The 16,566-nt window shown below is 36.9% G+C and carries 13 protein-coding genes; 7 read left to right on the top strand and 6 right to left on the bottom strand.

Annotated features, from left to right (window positions below; translation table 11 throughout):
- Positions 1-60: 60 nt before the first annotated feature.
- The 7 genes from MKX96_RS02500 to MKX96_RS02470 all read left to right on the top strand — a co-directional run bounded on the left by MKX96_RS02500 (position 61) and on the right by MKX96_RS02470 (position 7,752).
- Positions 61-1,248, top strand: a complete 1,188-nt coding sequence (locus MKX96_RS02500; RefSeq protein ID WP_340881735.1) for a hypothetical protein — start codon at positions 61-63, stop codon at positions 1,246-1,248.
- A gap of 11 nt (positions 1,249-1,259) precedes the next feature.
- Positions 1,260-2,492: a Zn-dependent hydrolase gene (locus MKX96_RS02495; protein WP_340881733.1), complete on the top strand. Its 1,233-nt coding sequence runs from the start codon at positions 1,260-1,262 to the stop codon at positions 2,490-2,492.
- Positions 2,489-3,661: an amidohydrolase gene (locus MKX96_RS02490; protein ID WP_340881731.1), complete on the top strand. Its 1,173-nt coding sequence runs from the start codon at positions 2,489-2,491 to the stop codon at positions 3,659-3,661. The genes MKX96_RS02495 and MKX96_RS02490 overlap by 4 nt, the downstream gene beginning before the upstream one ends.
- Positions 3,662-3,872: 211 nt before the next feature.
- On the top strand, positions 3,873-4,163 hold the full coding sequence (locus MKX96_RS02485; RefSeq protein WP_169358507.1) for a hypothetical protein: 291 nt from the start codon (positions 3,873-3,875) through the stop codon (positions 4,161-4,163).
- A 64-nt stretch (positions 4,164-4,227) separates the two neighbouring features.
- Positions 4,228-5,949 (top strand): ABC transporter ATP-binding protein, encoded by a 1,722-nt coding sequence (locus MKX96_RS02480; protein ID WP_340881729.1) that lies wholly within the window; start codon positions 4,228-4,230, stop codon positions 5,947-5,949.
- Between the two features lie 385 nt (positions 5,950-6,334).
- Positions 6,335-7,624, top strand: a complete 1,290-nt coding sequence (locus tag MKX96_RS02475; protein ID WP_340881727.1) for a helix-turn-helix transcriptional regulator — start codon at positions 6,335-6,337, stop codon at positions 7,622-7,624.
- Positions 7,621-7,752, top strand: coding sequence for a hypothetical protein (locus MKX96_RS02470; RefSeq protein WP_340881724.1), 132 nt, complete (start codon positions 7,621-7,623; stop codon positions 7,750-7,752). The genes MKX96_RS02475 and MKX96_RS02470 overlap by 4 nt, the downstream gene beginning before the upstream one ends.
- A gap of 363 nt (positions 7,753-8,115) precedes the next feature.
- On the opposite strand, the gene MKX96_RS02465 is transcribed toward MKX96_RS02470, so the two are convergent.
- The 6 genes from MKX96_RS02465 to MKX96_RS02440 form a co-directional block, all read right to left on the bottom strand.
- Positions 8,116-8,430 (bottom strand): DUF4288 domain-containing protein, encoded by a 315-nt coding sequence (locus MKX96_RS02465; protein ID WP_169358504.1) that lies wholly within the window; start codon positions 8,428-8,430, stop codon positions 8,116-8,118.
- Between the two features lie 264 nt (positions 8,431-8,694).
- Positions 8,695-10,509 (bottom strand): ABC transporter ATP-binding protein, encoded by a 1,815-nt coding sequence (locus MKX96_RS02460; RefSeq protein WP_340881722.1) that lies wholly within the window; start codon positions 10,507-10,509, stop codon positions 8,695-8,697.
- Positions 10,502-12,244 carry an ABC transporter ATP-binding protein gene (locus tag MKX96_RS02455; RefSeq protein WP_340881720.1) on the bottom strand — a complete coding sequence of 581 codons (1,743 nt, stop codon included), beginning with the start codon at positions 12,242-12,244 and terminating at the stop codon, positions 10,502-10,504. The genes MKX96_RS02460 and MKX96_RS02455 overlap by 8 nt, the downstream gene beginning before the upstream one ends.
- A gap of 16 nt (positions 12,245-12,260) precedes the next feature.
- On the bottom strand, positions 12,261-12,731 hold the full coding sequence (locus MKX96_RS02450; RefSeq protein WP_340881719.1) for a PadR family transcriptional regulator: 471 nt from the start codon (positions 12,729-12,731) through the stop codon (positions 12,261-12,263).
- A gap of 156 nt (positions 12,732-12,887) precedes the next feature.
- Positions 12,888-14,414: an FAD-dependent oxidoreductase gene (locus MKX96_RS02445; protein ID WP_340881718.1), complete on the bottom strand. Its 1,527-nt coding sequence runs from the start codon at positions 14,412-14,414 to the stop codon at positions 12,888-12,890.
- A gap of 299 nt (positions 14,415-14,713) precedes the next feature.
- Positions 14,714-16,108, bottom strand: a complete 1,395-nt coding sequence (locus MKX96_RS02440) for an alanine/glycine:cation symporter family protein (protein ID WP_340881716.1) — start codon at positions 16,106-16,108, stop codon at positions 14,714-14,716.
- Positions 16,109-16,566: the final 458 nt, after the last annotated feature.

Here is a 16,566-nt window from a genome sequence, read left to right as displayed (position 1 = left end):
CTAGTAAAGTTTTATGTTAATCTATTGATTATTCTTTATTATCTGAAAGGACGGAAAATTATGCCACAAATGGTCGCTTTGGTTCTCGTTATCGCTATTTTATTTATTGGAGAGTTGGTCTCCACTCGGACAAAGGCTTGGATTCCTTCTGTTTTCGTTTCAGCCGTCCTTTTTATCATTGGATATTGGACCTTTTTCCCAAAGGAAATTGTCTCTATAGCCGGTGTACCACCTGTAGTTGCAACTATGATGATCTATTTGCTAATTACAAATATGGGAACACTTCTTTCTCTTAAACAATTAAAGGAACAATGGAAAACTATTTTAATATCACTAGCTGGAATTTTAGGTATAATTGTCGCACTATTCACAATTGGCATTCTATTGTTTGATTTTGAAACCGTGGTTGTAGCAATCCCTCCATTAGTTGGTGGAGTTGTTTCTGCCTTAATTATGTCAGAAGGTGCTGCAAATGCAGGGCTTACCACTTTATCTGTGTTTGCAATTGTTATATACGTCATGCAAGGATTTGCAGGATATCCCCTTACATCAATTGTTCTTAAGAAAGAAGGTAAATATCTTTTGAACAAATTCCGTCAGGGAGAATTGACTATTGACGGACAACCGGAAAATTCAACAGAGGATACAAAAGAAGAGCTGAAGATGTTTAAAAACCTACCTGCCAAATACAATACAGATTATTTCAAGCTATTTAGACTAGCCTTTGTCGGGTTCCTAGCCTATGGGGTTTCTACACTTTTGAACCCTATTATTGAAATTAGTCCCTTTGTTCTTTGCTTATTATTCGGTATTATCTCAGGAAGCATCGGCTTCTTAGAACGCAATGTACTTCAAAAGGCAAACAGCTTCGGTATTTGTATTCTAGTTTTAATGCTTTTTGTTTTCGACGCTTTAAAAAATGCAACTCCTTCTATGATTATGGAAATCCTATATCCGTTAGTCGGTACGATCATCTTAGGAGTAATTGGTATGTACATATTCTCATTCATCATCGGAAAGATATTAAAGGTAAGTAAAAACATGGCGTTTGCTGTTTCCTTAACCGCACTTTACGGTTTCCCTGCAGACTACATTATTACAAACGAAGTGATCAAGGCCTTAACCGAGGATGAGAAGGAACGAGAAGTTTTAACTAGCCACATGCTCCCACCAATGCTAGTTGGGGGATTCATTAGTGTAACAATTGTATCTGTTGTACTCGCTGGTATTTTCGTAGGATTCTTATAAGGAGTGATAGAATGATAGCCAATCAACTAAGAATAGAGCAGCATATCAACCTTTTAAGTCAATATACAGCTACCCCAAAAGCAGGGGTAACAAGATTAACTTATTCAAAAGAAGATTTGGAAGCTAGAAACTATATAAAAGATAAGATGAGAAATTATAACTTAACGGTTTCAGAGGATGGCCTCGGGAATATTTTTGGAAAACTGGAAGGTCGCGACCCAAGTGCACCATCGGTTATAGTTGGCTCTCATTTTGACTCTGTACCAAACGGAGGAGCATACGATGGAGCTGCTGGCGTTGTAGTCGGGTTAGAAGTTGCCGCTTTATTTCAAGAACAGCAAATCCAGCCAGTTAACTCGCTGGAGATCATTGCAATGGTCGAGGAGGAAGGCTCTCGCTTTGGCGGTGGGCTAATGGGCTCTAGGGGAATGATGGGGTTATTGTCTGAAGATGATTTCCAATCCATCATGGACAAAAATGGGGTTTCAATAAAAGAAGCCATGACTAATATTGGTTTAGATTTTACTAAGGAAAGATATCGTGACCCGAAAACGATTAAAGCTTTTTTGGAGTTACATATTGAACAAGGTCCTATTTTAGAAGAAAAAAACATATCTATAGGTGTTGTGGATGCTATTGTTGGTCTAACTCAGCTAGAGGTTACTATTCAAGGCAGAGCCGGTCATGCAGGTACGACGCCTATGGACAAAAGAGCCGACGCGTTAGTCACAGCTGCACAAATCATTTCCGCATTTCCAAAGCTAGCTGAAGAAGTAGGACATGGGACCGTTATTACTACAGGACAATTAGAAGTTTTCCCTAACGGTTCTAATGTAATTCCAAGCAAGGTAATCTTTTCCGTAGATATACGTTCAGGAGAAGAGGAAAAAGTTCAGCAAGCAATTAATAAGGTGATGGCACTAATTGAATCTAAAAATAATTCGAACGTGCAAAGCGTCGCTGAGCAGCTGCTTCACACGACGCCAAAGGTTATGGACAAAGAAGTTCACTCTCTTTTAACAGAGGCATGCGAGAAACTAGACATTTCCTATTGCCAGATTAGTAGTGGAGCAGGTCACGATGCCATGATCTTCTCTGATTATACTGCATGTGGGATGATCTTTATCCCTAGCAGGAATGGTCTAAGTCATTGCCCGGAAGAGTGGTCGGATACTAGGGACCTTGCTAAAGGAGCAACTATTTTATATGAAACAGTATTACGACTAACGGAGGGAACAGCATGATTAACACTCAAATTAAGGAATCCATAAAAAACAACAGTGAGGAACTAACTGAATTACGTAGGAAATTGCATAGTGAGCCAGAATTATCTTTTGAAGAGTTTAAAACTACAGAATTTATTTGTAACTATTTAGACAAGCTAGGTATTTCTTATCGTAAAACAGAGCCTACAGGAGTTATCGCAGAAATCTATGGCAAAAATGATGGAAAAACTGTGGCATTACGCGGGGATATGGATGCTCTATCGGTACAACAGCTAAATAATGTGCCGTACGCATCTAAAGTAGAAGGAAAAATGCATGCTTGTGGACACGATGCTCATACGTCTATGCTACTAATTGCTGCTAAGGCATTATCAGAAGTGAAGGACCAGCTGCCTGGTAAGGTTCGCTTGCTTTTCCAGCCGGCAGAGGAAATTGCTCAAGGTGCTAAAGCTATGGTTGAGCAAGGGGCTATGGAAGGCGTGGATAACGTTTTTGGTATACATATTTGGTCACAAATGCCGACAAGTAAAATATCCTGCACCCCTGGACCTTCATTTGCTGCAGCCGATCTTTTCACTGTAAAGTTCAAAGGTCGTGGTGGGCATGGTGCTATTCCTGAAGCATGTATTGATGCTGCCCTTGTAGCCTCTTCCTTTGTGATGAACGTTCAAACGGTCGTTTCGCGCACCATTGATCCACAAAGTCCAGCAGTATTAACAATCGGAAAAATGATTGTTGGTACTAGGTTCAATGTTATTGCTGAAAATGCAGAAATTGAAGGAACAGTACGTACGTTCCACCCAGAAACTCGTGATCATATGGAACAGAGCATTAAAGACTATGCAGAAAACGTGGCAGCCATATACGGAGCAACAGCAGAAGTAGTTTATACTCGTGGAACAGATGCAGTAGATAATGAAGAAGAAAGCGCAAAGCTTGTTCAACAGGTCGCTACCGAGGCATTTGGTTCTGACTCTGTATATGATGAAAAGCCTACTATGGGCGGAGAAGATTTCTCAGCATTTTTAACAAAAGCCCCAGGAAGCTTTGCACTAGTAGGATGCGGAAATTCTGAAAAGGATACAGAGTGGGCACACCACCATGGTAACTTTAATATTGATGAAGATTCACTTGTAACAGGAGCAGAGCTTTATGCTCAATATGCTTGGGCTTACTTAAATAAATAACAGGATTTTTGAAAAGCTAATCCAAAGGATAATACAATCCTTAGATTAGCTTTTTCATTTTCTAAAAATTTTCTATATACTCCCCTCTTAGGTCACCTTCAATTAAAGAAAAACGATAAGATATACGTCTATTTTTAAAATTTAACTCAATTGGAAACTATTTTCTGTATTTTTCGTATATACTAGGGGAAAAAGAAGAGGAGGAATTTAAATGGAAGATATAATTGGACTTTTTATTGGCCTTGTTGCTATAGTAATGGTCTTTTCGATTCCGTTAACGGCTATTTGGACAACCCATTTACGCAAAATGCAGTCTATGAAATCTAAAGTAATAAAGGATGAAATTGAACTAGAGAGACTAAAATACGACAATTTCCTATTAGAAACAGAAAAAATGCGATTAGATTTGCAAAACAAGCAAGCTAGTCTATTAGAAATGTCTGCAGACCCCCTAGTCGTAGAGTTGCAAAAAAGACCTAAGGCGGAGACTCAGGCTTTATAATGATCGTGCAGCTTTAGTTTGCACGATTTTTTTGATATAAGAAAAGGAGAAAGGAGTATTTAGCATGTCCTCTTCTACTAAAAATTTTTTCCAATTACTGAAAAGCTTAAGGTGGCCAGTTAAAATAGCAGTTTTAGCTATTATCCTTTCCTTATTAAGCACGGTCATTAGTTTAGTCGTCCCTTTAGTCACTAAAACTTTAGTTGACTCATTGACCACAACCAGCTTCAACTGGACACTTATTCTCTTGTTATTAGGTGTATTTATATTGCAGGCCGTATTCGGAGGATTTTCCTACTACCTCTTATCTTACATGGGAGAATTTGTCGTAGCTGACTTGAGAAATAAACTATGGAGTAAGGTTCTTCATTTACCTATCCCCTACTATGACCGACACGAAAGCGGAGAAACGATGAGTCGTATCACCCAAGATACTTCTACATTAAAATCATTAATCACTGACCACTTAGTTAACTTTGTATCAGGTATCATAACAATTATTGGTTCAGTTATCATCCTATTCTTTATAGACTGGAAAATGACATTAATCATGCTTATAAGCGTTCCATTAAGTATGGCTATTATGATGCCTTTAGGTTCTATGATGCACAAAGTCGCGAAGGCAACCCAAAAAGAAATGGCCTCATTTTCAGGATTGCTAGGTAGAGTTCTATCTGAAATAAGACTAGTAAAATCTTATCGGGCAGAACAAAATGAAACCGTTAGTGGCGGAGAGGCAATCCAAAGACTCTATCGGTATGGTCTGAAGGAAGCCAAGATTCAATCATTTATATCCCCTTTTATGACCCTTATTATGATGGCTATCCTAGTTGTCATCTTAGGTTATGGAGGATTGCAGGTTTCTAATGGTTCACTCTCTGCAGGAGACCTTGTGGCAATTATCTTCTATCTAGTCCAAATCATATTTCCCTTTGCTCAAATGGCTACATTCTTTACCTCGTTCCAAAAGGCAGTTGGAGCAACGGAACGGATTCAAGAGATATTTGCAATGGATAGTGAACCTGTTGAGGATCAATCAACGAAAGCGTTGGAAGATGGGATAATAACTTTTAAAGACGTTCATTTTTCTTATGGAGAAAACAAAAAAATTATAAATGGAATTACGTTTGAAGCAAAGCCTGGTACAGTCACCGCTTTTGTAGGACCAAGTGGTGGAGGAAAAACTACTATATTTTCTTTACTAGAGAGGTTTTACGAGCCTGACCATGGTTCCATTTATTTTAACGGATCTCCTATTCAAGAACTACCTTTAAGAGATTGGCGTTCTAAAATGGGCTATGTTTCACAGGAAAGCCCTTTGATGAGCGGTACTATTTTGTCTAATATGACTTATGGAATGACGAAAATCCCTTCTATGGAAAAGATTATAGCGGCCGCAAAAGCTGCAAATGCCTCCTCCTTTATAGAAGAACTTCCTGACAAGTACGATACCCTTGTAGGCGAACGAGGAATGAAGCTATCTGGCGGGCAAAGACAACGAATAGCAATTGCAAGAGCCCTATTACATGACCCTAAAATATTACTATTAGATGAGGCTACCTCAAACTTAGATAGCGGATCAGAATCTTTTGTGCAAGAAGCTTTAGAGCGCCTGATGAAGGGCCGCACTACTCTAATCATCGCACATCGATTAGCAACCATCATGCATGCAGACCAAATCTTCTTTATAGAGCAGGGAGAAATTACAGGCACCGGTACACATGAAGAATTACTAAGTAGTCATGAATTATATAAAGAGTTTACACAAGGACAAGGATTATCTTAGAATCTATCTGTCATATTTCTTTATAATGCTGAATAAGATAACTTTAACCCTCTAAATTCACCTAGGAAAATGTAAACGCCAAGCATAGTTTTTTGCTTATACCACAGGTTTTGAATGTAAAATTTTAACTTTGAAGTTCCCAAAAGACTATTTTATAGCTTTATTTTAGTAGTAAAATAAATTCATATTGATACCATTAAATTACAACTTTTAAAATATTCATAACTATTTTAGGAAAGTCATATACAAAAATACCGTTTTTTTGATAGTTTTCAACAACCACTTTCATAATAATTCAATTCTATACTTTTTTCAGTTTTTTTATGCTATCTTTATTATAGTATCTGATTCCTATTTAGATCCTACTCGAGGGGGGTTGAATTAGGTGAATATAGGGCAGCTAATCAAATTAGAACGACAGAGACAAAACATGAAGCAGGAATACTTAGCTTCAGGTATTTGCGTTCCATCTTATCTAAGTAGAATAGAAAATGGGTTAGTTATCCCTAGTGAGGATGTTCAGCAACACTTATTGAAACGCTTAAATATTCCTATGAATGCCTTGAACAGTGATGGTAATGAAGCAAAATTATCTCATTTTAAGTCTCATTTTAAAAATGTTATTAATTCTCGAGACAAACAGAAAGCAAAAACCCTTTACCACGACCTCCATGTCTACATAGAAGATCATCCCTTCGAACCTAACAGGCTAACACTTCTAGTTATGGAGACACGATTGATGCTTATGCTACCTGACTATACTAAAGAGGTACAATCAAACCTAGCTATCTTGGAAGAGTTCAAGAAAGAAATGTCTACCGATCAATTATTTTACTTATCTACAATTCAAGGAATTATTGCCTACCAAGACAATGAATTTAGGCAAGCCTCCGAGATTTTCTTGCAAATCTTTTCTCTGATAAAAAGCTATCGTATGGAAGACTGGGAAATGGCTGAGCTTTATTATATTTCTAGTTTAGCCTTTTTATCTGAGTCTAGGTATATACTAGCGATTGATTACGTAAAATCTGCTTTATCCTATTTTAATCAAGAAATTTTAATAGAGAGGTCAATTGAATGTCTAGTTATTTTAGGAATAGCTCAAAAAAATACTGGTGTATTAAAAGATGCTATTGCATCTTATGAAAAGGCAAGAGAAATTAGTTCTAAAATTGAATCTGCAAAATTTAAAGGAATGATAGAACAAAATATTGGAGCATGTTATTCTCTCTTGAAAGAGAGTGATTTAGCGCTTTTTCACTTTAAAAGTAGTTTACAGGCTAATTCAGATCCCAATAAGAATGTGATTTCTATTTTATCTATTTTAAAAGAGCATCATAAAAATAATGATATTAGTAATGCCTTAATTTGGTTAAATAGTGGTTTAGAAATATTAGATAAGCTCTCTGAGAGTAATAGAGATTTTTATTCTAATCATTTCACAGTCTATAAAGTATTATTGCTTAATGATTCTAATTCTATTACAACCTTTAAACAAGTCTTGGACTATTTTGAGGGTAAACAAGAATTCAAATATTGTTCTATTTATTGCTATGTTCTAGCAAAAAAGTTAGCTAAAGAGAAACAATATAAACAAGCTACTATTTATTATCAAAAAGGCTTTAACTATCATATAAAACAATCTAAAGTATCTAGTTGGGAGGAATTATCATGAAAAAATTTTTTATTGGTGTATTATGTCTTTCAGCATTATTAATAGCAAGCGTATCCAATGTTACTGAGATAGCTGTAGATGCAAAACCAGAAATCACTTCAATCAAGCCTGGTTCTAAATTTCTTTAAAATAGTTAGTTAAAAAAAGGCTTGGACATAATATTTTATCATTACACTTAAAGGGAAATTGCACTTTGGATTTCTCTTTAAGTGTATTTAGGAAAATATCTCACGAGATCTTTTCTCGTACTGTTTTGACCATGAATGTAATTATACTAGTTGTACGGAGTGAAGGCGGCGACTCCTAGGGGACAAGCACGTGGGAGAGACTACAGGCTCGACCCGTGCCCCCAGGAAAGCGTCCGCTGTAACGGAGTACAACGGCTACAAAGTAGGCATAAAATAAAGCAGTTCAAGTTTTACACATCGTAAAATTTGAACTGCTTTTAATTTGAGGTGGGTTTTGTCCCACCATCTTATCTTATATTCTTTTCAATAAGTTCTATCTAGGTGAGCTGCTTCATCGAGGATTATATGGTGGCTGTAGACTTCTGCAAATTCTAGTGATTCTTCAATTTTGTCAACCATTTCGAAAACATCAAGAATCATCACTAATTTTATTATTGTCTTTTCTCCAAAGGCATTGGTATAAGTGACGTCTTTAAAATGTTCCTTTACTAAACGATCTACATCTTCAAATCTAGGTGCTCGAACGATGTTGATGGTTTCTTCAAATGTTTTATTAGGCATAGATTCAGGCGAGGAAATATGTTCAAATAATAGTTTGACCGAAAACGTTCTCTCCATTCTTTTCACCTCAATTCCTTTTTTTTCTTATCTTAATTATTGAACATTCTTGTACTAAAAGCTACTTCTTTAAGTTGTGAAAGTCTCTATTGAAAATAGCTCTAAAACGTAAAAAAAATTAGCTACTTTCATACTAAGGTTTATTTCTTTTGTTGTATAATTCGACTTATATTTCACTTTAGCCACCTAAAGTTATTAGTTCTAAAATACTTTTAATTTTAAAAAACTCTGTGAGGCCATTGACAAGCCTCTCAGAGTTTTATATTAAATATTAAATTGACTTTCATATAGGTCATAGTAGAACCCTTTTTTCTGTAGCAACTGCTCATGTGTTCCAGATTCAATTAGCGTCCCATGATGGATAACCAATATTCGATCAGCGTTTTCTATCGTTTTTAGGCGATGTGCAATCACAAAGCTGGTTCGTCCTTCTGATAACCTATTTAATCCTCGCTGAATCTCAATCTCTGTCTTCGTATCTATACTAGAAGTAGCTTCATCTAATATGAGAATGTCCGAATCCGCCAATATTACTCTAGCAATCGCTAGAAGCTGTCTCTGACCCTGGCTAAGACTTGAGCCACCGGAGGTGATGATTGTCTCATACTGGTCTGGCAAGTGCTTGATGAAACTATGAGCAGATGCCATTTTGGCTGCAGCTACAACTTCCTCCTCTGAAGCATTTAAACGTCCATAGCGAATATTCTCCATAATTGTTCCAGAAAACAAGAACGTATCTTGAAGCACGATTCCAATTTTTTCTCGTAGCTGGCTAATTTTATAGTTTTGAATGTTAACTCCATCTATTTGAATACTTCCAGAATCAATATCATAAAAGCGCATAAGTAGATTTATAATAGTCGTTTTGCCGGATCCAGTGGGACCAACTAATGCAACCTTCTCTCCTGCCTTTACCTGAAAGGTTATGTCCTTTAGGATAGGGGCTTCCTTTTCATACGAGAAGTTTACATGAGAAAATTGTACATCCCCCTTGAAGGATTTTATATCTAAAGCATTTTCCTTATCTTGCATGTCTGGTGATTCATCCATAATCTCAAATACCCTTTCAGCCCCTGCTATCGCAGATTGAAAAGTGTTAAGCAGGTTAGATAGTTGGTTAATCGGACGGAAGAATTGACGAGAATAGGTAACAAAAGCAGCAATAATTCCAACTGTCGCCATCTCTTGTACTGTCATCACTGCCCCTACTCCGATAATTAGCGCAAGTCCAAGATTATTGATGAAGTTATTGATTGGGCCTAAAAATCCGGATACTGTATCTGCTGCCATGGCAGAGCCTCGCAGCCTTTCATTTACACTTGAAAATTTATTAAACGTATTCTCTTCTTGGCCAAAAAGAGTAATAACCTCATTACCTGAAATTGCTTCCTCTATAAAACCATTTAACTCTCCTAAATCTCGCTGTCTTTTTATAAAGTTACTGCTGCTATATTTGATGATTTTTTTCGTAGTAAAAATGATAAGCGGAATGATTAGCAGTGATACAATCGCTAATATCCAGTTTAATGCAAACATTGCGATAGCCACTCCACTTACCATCAGAATGGAAGAAAATATTTGGATAACGCTTTGACTCAATGCATTATTTAAGCTCTCTATATCATTCGTCACACGACTCATAAGGTCTCCATGGGTTCGTTTATCAAAGAATCGTAATGATAAGGTTTGGAATTTAATAAACAATTCCTGGCGCAGTGATTGGATGGTTTTTAACGACACTCGCACCATTAAAAATGTTTGTAGCCAAGTGAATATCGAAGATGCTGTATATACTAATGCTAAAAATATTAAGAAACGAAGAGTACCATTTAAATCCTTAGGAATAATATAGTCATCAATTATGACTCCGATAAGGTATGGTGCAAGTAAATTTAGCAAGGTGGACACAATAACAAAGCCGCTTGCTGCGATGAGAGCTATTTTTTGTTTCTCTAAGTAACCCCATATTCTCTTAATGGTGCCTTTACTATCCTTTGCCTTGACCACAGGGCCTCCGAACCCTCTTGGACCTCGAGCCCTTCCCATGGCATTGGGTGGTTGAGTGGATGCTTTATTCATCTGAAAGGACCCCCTTCCCACTTTGCGTTTCATAAATCTCTCTATATACCTTACTAGTCTGCAGAAGCTCATCGTGTGAGCCAGTAGCTTCAATACGACCATCGTCAATGACTAATATTTGATTGGCATCAATGATAGAAGATACTTTAGAAGAAATGATAAACACCGTTGCTTCTCCGTACTGTTCTTTTAAAGTCTTTTGTATTGTTGCTTCAGACAACGCATCTACTGCAGATGTAGAATCATCAAAAACTAGAATCTTAGGCTGGCGAATAAAGGCCCGCGCCATGGATAAGCGTTGCTTCTGCCCTCCGGATAAATTGGTTGCACCCTGCATCAGCTCATGTTCAAATTCTTGCTCCAGCTTCTCGATAAACTCGTAGGCTACTGCCGAGCGAGCTGCATTTTCCATCTGTCTAATATCTGCATTTTCATTTCCATAGCGTAAATTTTCCTCGATAGTACCAGAGAACAAAGTAGCCTTTTGAGGGACAAATCCGATTAGACTTCGTAACTCTTTTAAAGGGTATTCCTTTATATCTTTACCACTTATTTGAATCGTTCCTGTATCTGGGTCATATAACCGAGATATGAGCTTTACTAGAGTAGACTTACCGCTTCCTGTTGATCCAATTATGCCAATTGTGTCTCCAGGATTCGCGTGAAATGATATATCCTTTAAGACATATTCGCCGTTTTTACTATAGCTAAAGTTAACTTGGTTAAATTCTACTTCTCCAGTTACATGAGTATGATGTTTCGGATTTACTGGCTCTTGTATGTCAATATTCGTATCTAAAACTTGCTGAATACGGTTTGCTGAGGTAAAGGAACGAGTAATTTGCATTAATACATGACTACTTGAAATAAGACCATTCATAATAATATTAAGATAATTGATAAAAGCTAGAATAACTCCAACCTGCATAGTCCCTTCATCTACTTTGATGGCACCCATCCACATTCCAAAAACAACACCTACATTTACGATAAATAACATGACAGGCATTAGCGATAAGATAACTTGTTCTGCAGCCATATTTCTTTTAGTCAAAGTGTCATTCACATTTTTAAAAGATTCTATTTCATGATGCTTTCTATTAAATGCTTTTATAACTCGAATACCAGAAAATGTCTCTTGTAACTTCGTATTTACTTTATCCATTGCCTTCTGTACCTTGACGAAAAGCTTGCCTGTTCTTGAAGAGAAGAAATAAATAAATGCCATTAAAATAGGTATAGTCACTAATAATACTGGAAATAACTCTCTTGCAGTGACCCATACGATAATAACTGAGCCTATAAACAACAATGGTCCTCGTACGAAAATACGTAATGTCATCATTAATGCCTGCTGTACTGAAGTGACATCATTTGTCACAATCGTGATAAGCTTTCCAGTTCCATAGGTATCTGTGTTACCACTAGAAAATTGCTGTGTCTTTTGAAAGACATCTCTCCGAATGTCAGCAGCAAAATTGACTGCAGCCTTGGAACTATAAACCGTACAACCAGCTCCTCCTATTAAACCGATAAATGCGGTGACGAGCATTAATATACTCATCTGGATAACATAGGCATTATCATTTTCCGCAATACCATTATCGATAATATGCTGCATAATCGTTGGCTGGAGTAAATCCATTGCCACCTCTAAACACATGAGTAAAGGAGCTAATATAGCAAAAACCGTATATGGTTTTAAATAACGAAGCAGCTTTTGTAGGGATTTCATATATTATCTCCCCCTTCTATAGATTTTCTTTTTGCAATTGCTTTGTAATAGATTGGATGAAATTTGTTAACCTAATTGTATTTTCCTTATCTTTTCTAGAGGCTTTAACTGCTTTCCTTAATTCTTCCTCCCATAAATCAAGTTTCTCTTTAAGCTGAATGGCCTCCGACGAATTTTGCCATTCCCATCTTGACTGCCAATTATCCCAAAAGTCTTCATTTTTTTGTTCAGAGTATTCTTTAAGTCGAAACTGCCCCTTGTCACCTAGAGAGTAAGTCTTCTTCTCTGATTCAAGTAATAACTCAATCATTTCTTGCTCCATCAATTCCTGTAAAGCTGGATATACTGTCCCTGCACTGGCCGAATAAAATCCACCAGAGCGGTTTTCTAATTCCTTCATCAGCTGATAACCATGCTTCGGCCCTTCCTCTAACAAATGTAGTATCGCTAGCTGAACAAACCCTCTTCTCCTTTTTATATCGATCACTTCCTTTATGTATATCGATAATTTTAATCGATATACTTTAGAAAGACAATACTAATGATATCTGATAGCGTGAATAAGAAAAACAACACAAAAAGAGCCAAGAAAGTATAAATAACTTTCTTAGCTCTTATATAACGGCTAAGAATCTTAGCCTTCTTAGTTTAATCTTTTTAATGGTTCGAACGCTGGTCCCTCCAGCACCTCACCTTTATAGTTAAAGCGTGAACCATGACATGGACAATCCCAAGAGCTTTCTGCATTATTAAACGCAACATCGCACCCCAGATGGGTACATACTGGTTTAACTAAATACACTTTTCCATCCTGGTCCTTGTATGCGCCTACCTTTTTTCCTTCTACTTTTACAATATCACCTGTACCTACTTTTAAATCCTCTAGTTGGAGATCTACTTTTTCGGTCTTACCTTTCACAAATTCCTTAGCAACACTCGCGTTAGCTTTTGTGAATTTAGTAATATCTTCTTTTTTCATTTTTGATCTTGTAGGTGCAAAGAATTCTGCAAATCTATTTTCTTTCCCTAATACATTGTCTACCATAATTTGAGCTGCAACTACACTGTTAGTCATCCCCCATTTTCGGTACCCAGTTGCCACTAATACATCCGGTTTGTCAGAGGTCATCACACCAATATAGGGGACTTTATCTAATGTTTCTAAATCTTGTGCAGACCATCGATAGTTATACGATTGAAAGTTAAACTTTTCCCGACCATAGGCAGCTAAAGTTTCATACTTAGCAGTAGTATCTCCCTCCTGCCTTCCTGTCACATGACCTTCTCCGCCCAACAAAATATATCTTTTCCCGTCTGACCCTAAAGCTGAACGAATTGACCTTGTAGGTTGCTCTACATTAATGTACATACCCTTCAGAGAGTTTTTTTCTGCAGGAGCGGCTATGACATACGAGCGATGTGGTTCTAACCGTGTAAAGTATAAGCCATTCTCGTCGTTAAATGGATAATGACTGCAAACTAGAATTTTCTTCGCTTTTATCTTATGACCGTCTACTGTTTTAACAATATTATCTGAAAGAACGTCTTTAGCTCTAGTCTCTTCAAAGAAATGTACCCCGTTTTGTACTGAGTGATCTACTAAAGCTTTGGCATATTTTACAGGATGGAACTGTCCTTGATTGTCTAACCTAAGTGCTTTTTTCACCTGATATGGAAGCTCTGTTTGTTCCGTTAAAGTAGCAGGACCAATACCTAACTTCTCATAGGCGTCCATTTCCTTTGTAACAGTATCTACTCCCTCTTCCGTATCTGCATATATGTAGGCAGCTACCTTTTCAAAATCACATTTAATACCTAAATCTGAGACGGTACGTTCCACGAAGTTAAGAGCGTCCACCTGTGCTTCATAGTATAACTTTGCTTTTTCTTCGTTAAAAGTATTGATCAGTTGCTGGTATACATGTCCATGCTGGGCAGTTACCTTTGCAGTTGTAAAACCCGTTGTTCCATTTAAAATTTTACTTCCCTCAATCACTGCTACTGATTTACCACTTTTACTTAATAAATAAGCAGCAGTTATTCCTGTTAAACCTGCTCCAACTACTAATACGTCTACTTCTATATTTTCATTTAATTTAGGAAACAATGGGAGTTCATTATTAGCTAACCAATAAGACTCTAAGTTTCCCGGTAGTATCTTTTCTGTCATTATGTTTCCTCCTTTATTTATACTAGTGTCTATCTATTCATGAAAGTTTATTCAACAAAATACATAAGAATGGAAATAGCATGATAGTAAATCTCTTAAACTTTTGATACCCGCCTATATTATTACAAAACTCATAAGGTAAAATACAAAATGGATTTTATAAAATGAGAGACTTGGGACTTCTCAGAAAAAAACTAGATGATATCTAAAACAATGATTAGAAAAAATAAAGCTGCGAAATTTTACTGTTCGTAAAATTTTCGCAGCCTTTATGAGAATGTTTCCAGCTTCTTTACTGATTATCTATCTTCTTCCCAGCACTCTGTATTTTTCAGTCCTGGAATTGATTTTGCATAAAAGACTGGATCTTCCCCTTTTTTTCGTTGCCTTGTAAAATCGTCTAATACCTTAAAGGCTACTTTACCCAAGAGGATTATGACCGCTATATTCAGCGTTGCCATTAATCCCATAAACAGATCGGCTAGGCTCCAAACGAGCTGAACATGTGCAATGGAACCAAACATGACCATACCTAATACGACAAAACGATAAGCAGTTAGCCATCCCTTGCTTGCATTCATAAATTCTATATTCGTTTCCCCATAATAATAGTTACCCATAACAGAACTAAAGGCAAAGAAAAGAATAGCTATTGCTACAAAGTAAGGAGCCCATTCACCAACATGAACAGCTAATGAGTTCTGGGTAAGAACAACCCCATCATCCTCACCTGTGCTATAAAGGCCTGCCAAAATAATAATAAATGCGGTTGCTGAACAAATGATAATTGTATCAAAAAATACACCTAAACTTTGAACAAGGCCTTGTTTCGCTGGATGAGATACGCTTGCAGTTGCGGCAGCATTTGGAACACTCCCCATCCCTGCCTCATTAGAAAATAAACCACGTCTAACTCCTTGCATGATAGCCGCTCCGATTGTTCCGCCAACAGCTTCCTCTAGACCAAACGCATGTGTAACAATTAATTTGAATACTCCGGGAACTTCAGAAATATTTGTAATAACTACAAAAAGTGTAATCGCCAAATAGAATAAGGCCATTACAGGAACAACTATCTGAGTAACACGGACAATTCTATGTACACCACCGAAGATGATAACCGCTGTTAATATTACTAAAACAATCCCGATTATATAAGGAGGAATATCAAATACTTCTCCAACTGAAGCAGCAATTGTATTAGACTGTACGGCATTAAATATAAACCCAAAACACAGGATTAATAGAATACTAAACACTATTCCAAGTTTTCTACTTCCTAGAGCCTTCTCCATATAGTACGCCGGGCCACCACGAAAGTTTTTACCGTCTCTCACCTTATATACTTGCGCTAAAGTACTTTCAATAAATGCAGTCGCCATACCAATAATAGCTATGATCCACATCCAAAATACAGCCCCTGGCCCGCCAATACCTATCGCTAAAGCCACTCCCGTTATATTACCTGTACCTACTCGAGATGCAGTACTGATTGTAAATGCCTGAAAGGGAGAAACTCCACCCTTTTCTTCTTTTTTCTCTGTAATTAAACGAAACATCTCACCAAACAAACGAAACTGAACAAATTTTGTGCTAAACGTAAAATACAAGCCTGCTCCTACGAGCAAGGCAATCAATATATAAGTCCATAAAATATTATTGAACCCATCAACAAAGGTCTCAAGCCACCCCATATTATTTCCCTCCTAATTTTATACTCTTTGCTATATACCCTATTTGTCCTACAAATAACAAGATAACGTAAATTAATTTTATTTTTTCCTGATAAAGATTTGTTTTAAATAGTTCTTAATGATTAATAAAGCCAGTTATCGTAACCTCCTAATCTGAGACATGAGGTCGTTTCTTAAGTTTTCTACTATTAAAAAATTTGGCTGGGAAAAAATTCTCTTCAACATACATTGTAGTTATTTTCCACTACGGCTGGCGCTTTCTGCGGGTCACGACTTCAATCTCCTCGTCGCTTTGCTCCTGCTTAGGCTTTCAGCTCGCGCTGTTCCCCCAGAAATCAGTTACCCTTTAAAAAAAGCTTTGTTAAAGTTATTGGTTGATTTTGACTAACAATTCTTTTTTATAGTGACTGTAAACATAAACATAGGAACTTTCAAATGGCTATTAAGAACATAAGTAG

The organism is Psychrobacillus sp. FSL W7-1493, from assembly GCF_038004905.1.
Taxonomy (GTDB): domain Bacteria; phylum Bacillota; class Bacilli; order Bacillales_A; family Planococcaceae; genus Psychrobacillus.
This window is presented reverse-complemented; position numbering and strand designations above follow the sequence as displayed.

What these genes read in the sequence shown, in the direction of transcription:
- MKX96_RS02500 (WP_340881735.1), top strand. Translation starts at nt 61, where the DNA reads ATGCCACAAATGGTCGCTTTGGTTCTCGTTATCGCTATTTTATTTATT.
- MKX96_RS02495 (WP_340881733.1), top strand. Translation starts at nt 1,260, where the DNA reads ATGATAGCCAATCAACTAAGAATAGAGCAGCATATCAACCTTTTAAGT.
- MKX96_RS02490 (WP_340881731.1), top strand. Translation starts at nt 2,489, where the DNA reads ATGATTAACACTCAAATTAAGGAATCCATAAAAAACAACAGTGAGGAA.
- MKX96_RS02485 (WP_169358507.1), top strand. Translation starts at nt 3,873, where the DNA reads ATGGAAGATATAATTGGACTTTTTATTGGCCTTGTTGCTATAGTAATG.
- MKX96_RS02480 (WP_340881729.1), top strand. Translation starts at nt 4,228, where the DNA reads ATGTCCTCTTCTACTAAAAATTTTTTCCAATTACTGAAAAGCTTAAGG.
- MKX96_RS02470 (WP_340881724.1), top strand. Translation starts at nt 7,621, where the DNA reads ATGAAAAAATTTTTTATTGGTGTATTATGTCTTTCAGCATTATTAATA.
- MKX96_RS02465 (WP_169358504.1), bottom strand. Translation starts at nt 8,430, where the DNA reads ATGGAGAGAACGTTTTCGGTCAAACTATTATTTGAACATATTTCCTCG.
- MKX96_RS02460 (WP_340881722.1), bottom strand. Translation starts at nt 10,509, where the DNA reads ATGAATAAAGCATCCACTCAACCACCCAATGCCATGGGAAGGGCTCGA.
- MKX96_RS02455 (WP_340881720.1), bottom strand. Translation starts at nt 12,244, where the DNA reads ATGAAATCCCTACAAAAGCTGCTTCGTTATTTAAAACCATATACGGTT.
- MKX96_RS02445 (WP_340881718.1), bottom strand. Translation starts at nt 14,414, where the DNA reads ATGACAGAAAAGATACTACCGGGAAACTTAGAGTCTTATTGGTTAGCT.
- MKX96_RS02440 (WP_340881716.1), bottom strand. Translation starts at nt 16,108, where the DNA reads ATGGGGTGGCTTGAGACCTTTGTTGATGGGTTCAATAATATTTTATGG.